Below are 5,409 nucleotides of genomic sequence, written 5' to 3' on the forward strand. Positions count from 1 at the left end.
CACTGCGTAGTTCCCGCTTCGCCTCCCCCTCCCCCTTCGTCTATCGGGTGAGCCTGATCAGCGGCTGGGTCGGGCTTTTTGCGGCAATCTGGTCGCTGCAACCGGTCGCCACGATGTCGACCTGCGCATTTTAACGGAAAATCAGAGGACTTTTGGGTAAGCGATTGATAAACAATCCGTTTTCCCGATCGACCGGCCTTGAGAGCGCATCTGTGCACATCGGGGGCCGGGTTGGGGTTCCCCGCGGGGAACCCCCTGCCCTCACTCCTCGTCGAGGGCTTTCAACAGGGCTTCGATACCCGTCTGAAGCCGCGCACGCGACACGGCAGAGAAGTCACGCGGCAGGCGCAGTTCGATCCGCCCGTCGGAGGCGAGCACCCGCGCCTCGCCTTCGGGGCGCGACAGCCGCATGGAGGTTTTCGCCGTAGCCTTCGGCACCGAACGCTGCGGCTTCGCGGGCTTGGCCGCCACTGCCGCGCGCAGGACCTTCACCTCTTCCTCCGGGTTCCCCGCGGGGAATCTTGCGAGCGTCTTGCGCAGTTCGGCAACCCGTTCAGGCGCGCCCTCCAGCACCTTGGCAAGCTCCAACCCCAGCGCGCGGGGTATCGCCTCCGGGTGGTTGAGGCTTCCGTCCAGCATATCCAGCAGACGGACAAACTGGCGAATGTAGCTGCGCTTCTGCTTCAGCGCGGAGGCATAGAGCTCCCGCACGGCGGCATCGGTATCCACCCCGGAATCGCGGGCATAGGAAAGGGCGAGGGTCGCCATCTCTCCGAAGCTGATGTCTTTGCGGACGAGGTTCTCATCCACCATCTTGCGGTACAGGCCGACGAGCGGTTCCCCGCGGGGAACCAGCGTCGCGGGGATACGCTCGAACCGCTTGTCGCCGGTTTCCTGTGCCAACTCGCGAAAGGCGGTGAGGCGGCGGAAGCCCTGGATCAATTCGTAACCATCATCCGTCTGCTCGACGCGAATCGGGTTGGACAGGCCGATGGACTGGATCGAGGCCTTGAGTTCGCCCAGATCCGGGTCCGCGCCCCCTGCCCTGTCGCGGGTCAGTTTCTTCATCGCGATGGCGCCCGTGTCGATCAGATCGGTGATCAACCCGAGTTTCTTCAGCCGCACATGCTCATGCGCGAGCATGTCATTCTCCGCCCGGATCGCCGCTTCGGCCTGCGCGCGAGACTGGTTCGCCTCAGCCGTTTCGTGAATGGCGCTGGCCATCGGGCCCCGGCGCGGGGTGTCGGGAATGGGCCCCATGTTCTGCAGGGGGTGGCCCTGGACATTGTAGAAAGACTTCGTCTCCAACCCCTGTGGGGCGGCGGGGGCCTCTTCGTCCTCATCAGGGACGAAATCGATATCGAACACGCTACGCTTCTTGACCATTCATCAATCCTCCAGCTTGCTCCACGCGCCGGTTAGGGTCGCACGGAATTCATCATAGGCTCTGTCGAACGACACGCGCGCACGTCGCCAGGTTTCGCGGGTCATTTGCCGGTAATCCATCTCGTAGATCGAAGAGAGGAAGCGGCCCGACTGCTCCACCGCGCGTGTCATTTCGATCGGGTGGTCTGCAACATGTGACTTGAAAACCTGACCGAATGCCTTCTGCATCGCACGGTGCAGGTCGTTGCTCGGCTCGAACCGGGTGAGCAGGAAGCGAATGTCGGCGAATACCTTGTCGGCAGAGGCCCCATCCGGCAGGCGCCCGCTGAACCGGCCCAGATCCTCCAGCGCTTCGGAAAGCTGGCCGATGAAGCTGGTGGTGCTGTCATATTCCCAATAGCCGGGCCCGGACGGGATATAGAGCACATCCGCCGCGAAAACCGCGTTCATTGACTGGTAGCCGATGGCGGGCGGGCAATCGAAAATCACGAGGTCGAAGGCATCCGGCGGGATCGCGTCGAGGTACCTCTGGATCGCGGCGAAGAAGGACCATTCCGGGTTCATGTGCCGGTACTGGGCGGAGGCGAATTCGACGAAAGCCGCGTTGGCACAGGAGGGGATGAGATCGATCGTGGGCCAGCAGGTCGGCTTGATGAAATCGGTGATGCGCAGGCCGTTCAGACCCATGCCCGTGACGGAGGGCGGCAGCTTGCGCTGGGGCAGGGCGGTGCCGCTTTCCGCGCCGGCGGAGGTGGCGTTCATCCGTTCGGTTTCGCGAATGAGATCGCGCGCCATGATGCCCCAGACAGTGTATTCCTCCGGCACGTCGCTGAGACCCATGGAGTGACTGAGCGTGGCCTGCGGGTCGAAATCGACGCAGAGAACGCGGTAACCGTCCAGCGCGGCGGCATGGGCGAAATGCAGCGCCACGGTGGATTTACCGGCCCCGCCCTTGAAGTTGGCGATGGCCGCGCGGATCGCGCGCTTGCCCTCGGGGCGGGGTGGCATGAGCGGCTGGTTCTTGATCCGCAGACGCCGCCGCAGCTCGTTGATCTCTTCGAGGGTATACCACCGCTGGCGGCCGTCCTCCTCCACCAGTCCCTGCGGCAGCGACGGATCCGCCGCGAGGCGCCCGCGCAGGGTGGAGGGATTGATCTTCAGGATCAGTTCGGCGACTTCCCAAGAGCTGAACCGCCGCAGCGTCTTTTCCATCTCGGGTGAAAAGGTCTGCTGGCGGATGAATCCCTGCATCTTCAGCGACTGGGTTTGGAGTTTGGCCAGATCGGCGTGGGTGAACATGCGGGCTCCCTCTGGATTGGGCCTGGAGTGGGCAGGTTCCCCGCGGGGAACCCCTGTGAACCGGGTGACAAAACGCTAAATGATAACGTTTTCGGATTTACGCCTGATTTGCTTCCTTTGAAAAGAGTAAATATTGTGAAACTGAAATTCCGCGCTTCGTTTGTTTTATAAGGGGAACAGGCGCGCCGAGTGATTCCCCGTCCGCGCGCAGCGCCCTGTAGGAACAGGGTCGCGAAGGGGGGCGGTTTTCGACCCCATACCCGGAAACAGGGGACAAAACTGGCGAAATGGGGGACATGCTGGATGACCCCCAATACCTGCAATACCGATTTCTAATTCGAAATAGGGTTGGAAAGAGGGGCGTCTCAATTCTTTCCTTGACAGAATCGTGCTTCAGGACGCAAATCAGGGAAGAAGAGGAAACGGCGTTGTCGAACGAGGCCGCTTCCCGCAGGTCCGACAAGAGACCGTTTCATTGAGACTGGTGCGCGCAAGCAGGTGCGTACCCGATGCAGGACAGTATAATGCTTTCTCAGCAGAACGCGAAGGCCACGTCGGCTTCGCAGAAATATGACGTGCTGACGGCGCTCGGGGCCCATGCGCTGGCCGGGGGAAAGACGCAGATGCGGCTCGGCCTGCGGTTCATCACCCTGATCACCGCGCGATACAACTGGGCGCGCAATGAACTTGCCGTGGGCCAGCGAGAGATCGCGCGGCTCTGGTCCGTGGATGAGCGTACCGTGAAGCGGGAAATGGCGAAGCTGCGGGCGCTGGGGTGGCTCGTCGTCAAGCGGCAGGGCACGCGGGGGCGGGTGACCGAATACCGCATCGACCTGTCGCAAGTGCTGGAGGCGACGCGCGGGGAGTGGACGCATGTGGGCCCGGACTTCGACCTCAGGATGCAGGGCGCGCCGGAGCAAGGCACCGTGATACCACTTCCGATCAAGGGAAGCGTCCCGCCCCCGAGTCTCGACGATGAGTGTGAATGGAGCCTTGCACAGACTCTATTGCATACCGAAGACCCCGGCCTTTACGGCAGTTGGCTGCATGCGCTGGAACGGTCGGACAGGGCAGGGGGGCGGCTGACCCTGCGCGCGCCGAGCCGGTTTCACGGGGCATATGTGCAGACCCATCTGCTGACGCGCATCCTAGCCGCTTGCCGCACGGTCGATGCCTCCATCAGCGAAGTGACGATCCGGGTGTGAGCTGCGCGCACAATAGCGTGAGACTGCACGGATTGGACCCCTGCTGATTTGACAGTACCGGGCCGCACCCCATCCTGACAGGCACACATACCAGTTGGAGGTCCCATGCGACATCACAAGTTCATTCCCCTTATCGCCGCTTTCGGTCTGTCTGCCGCGCCACTCGCGGCGCAAGATTCCGAGGGCGCGCAGGTCAAGCTCTGGCGGCTCGACTGCGGGAATATCGACGTCAATTTCCTGAATTTGTTTTCCGATACCAATGCCTATGCCGACGAAAGCAAAAGCCTTGTGGGGAGTTGTTACCTCATCCAGCACGGCGAGGAATACCTGCTTTGGGATGCCGGGCTGCCTGCCGGGCTGAAGGGGGCGGAACAGGATCCGGCGGCCCCGATTTCCCCTACGCTCAAAGCGGATTTGCCGGAACAACTGGCCCAGCTCGACCTGGAACCAGCGGACATCGATCTGCTGGGGATCAGCCATTATCACTTTGATCACACTGGTCAGGCCCCCAGTTTCGAGAATGCGAAACTGTTCATCGGCAAACAGGATTTCGAGACGCTGAAGATGGAGCCCCTGCCGCCCTTTGCCCAGGGCTTTGCAGACCCGGAACCGCTGGCGCATTGGCTGTCAGGCGATGGTGAGGTCGAACAGACCACCGGCGACAAGGATATCTTTGGCGACGGTACGGTCACCATGCTGACGATGCCCGGCCATACCCCCGGCGAAACCGCGCTGATGGTCAAACTGCCGGAAACAGGGCCGGTGATCCTGTCGGGCGACGTGGTGCATTTCGAGGAGCAGATCGCGAATGTGGGCGTGCCGACGTTCAACTACGACCGGGCGGAAACGCTCGCCTCGATTGACCGGCTGACCCGGCTGGCGGAAAACACAGGCGCGATGCTGATCATCCAGCACGATCCGCGCCACGTGGATAAGCTGCCCGCCTTTCCCGAGGCCGCGAAGTAGGACCGGCGGTTCGTCCCTGATACGGGGCAAAAGCGGCTTTCGCGCGGTCAGCGGATAAGGACCGCGCGGAAGTCGTTGACGTTGGTGCCGGTGGGCCCCGGCGAAAAGAGATCGCCAAGCGCGGCGAAGCCGGTGAAGGCGTCGTTTTGCGCCAGAAGCGCATCGGGGGTCAGCCCCTGTGCACGGAGCCTTTCTGCCGTGCCGCCATCGGCGAAGGCGCCAGCGTTATCCTCGCTCCCGTCGATGCCATCGGTATCGGCGGAGAGTGCGGTGATGTTGCGCCTGCCGTCGATTTCCGCGGCGAGGGCGAGCAGAAACTCGGTGTTGGGGCCGCCTTTGCCGCTGCCGCGCAGGGTTACCGTGGTTTCACCGCCCGAAAGCCACAGCAGGGGCGCGGACCGGTCCCGGGCCCCGGCATAACGGGCCATCCGCCCGATCGTGCGGCCCAGATCGCGGGATTCACCTTCGAGCGCGTCGGACAGGATCATCGTCTCTATTCCACGTGCTCGGGCCAGTTCTGCCGCTGCGCGCAGGGATTGGTCCGCCGAGGCGA

General features: G+C 62.8%; 5 protein-coding genes. 2 read left to right on the forward strand and 3 right to left on the reverse strand.

Features of this window, described 5'->3' with window-relative positions; translation table 11 throughout:
- Positions 1-261: 261 nt before the first annotated feature.
- A complete protein-coding gene (locus tag A3728_RS12995; RefSeq protein WP_067924432.1) occupies positions 262-1,386 on the reverse strand; it encodes a ParB/RepB/Spo0J family partition protein in 1,125 nt (374 codons plus the stop codon).
- A gap of 3 nt (positions 1,387-1,389) precedes the next feature.
- On the reverse strand, positions 1,390-2,685 hold the full coding sequence (locus A3728_RS13000; protein ID WP_067924435.1) for an AAA family ATPase: 1,296 nt from the start codon (positions 2,683-2,685) through the stop codon (positions 1,390-1,392).
- Between the two features lie 524 nt (positions 2,686-3,209).
- Here A3728_RS13000 and A3728_RS13005 point away from each other — a divergent pair.
- Both A3728_RS13005 and A3728_RS13010 read left to right on the forward strand, forming a co-directional pair.
- Entirely contained in the window at positions 3,210-3,890 is a 681-nt protein-coding gene (locus tag A3728_RS13005; RefSeq protein WP_067924442.1) for a hypothetical protein, read from the forward strand.
- A 105-nt stretch (positions 3,891-3,995) separates the two neighbouring features.
- Positions 3,996-4,856 carry an N-acyl homoserine lactonase family protein gene (locus A3728_RS13010; protein ID WP_067924444.1) on the forward strand — a complete coding sequence of 287 codons (861 nt, stop codon included), beginning with the start codon at positions 3,996-3,998 and terminating at the stop codon, positions 4,854-4,856.
- A 47-nt stretch (positions 4,857-4,903) separates the two neighbouring features.
- Here the strand turns inward: A3728_RS13010 and A3728_RS13015 are convergent.
- Positions 4,904-5,409, reverse strand: a 506-nt coding sequence (locus A3728_RS13015) for an MOFRL family protein (RefSeq protein WP_330220278.1), incomplete at its 5' end; no start/stop codon positions are given.

Origin of the sequence: Sulfitobacter sp. HI0040 (genome assembly GCF_001634885.1) — a bacterium.
Lineage (GTDB): Bacteria > Pseudomonadota > Alphaproteobacteria > Rhodobacterales > Rhodobacteraceae > Sulfitobacter.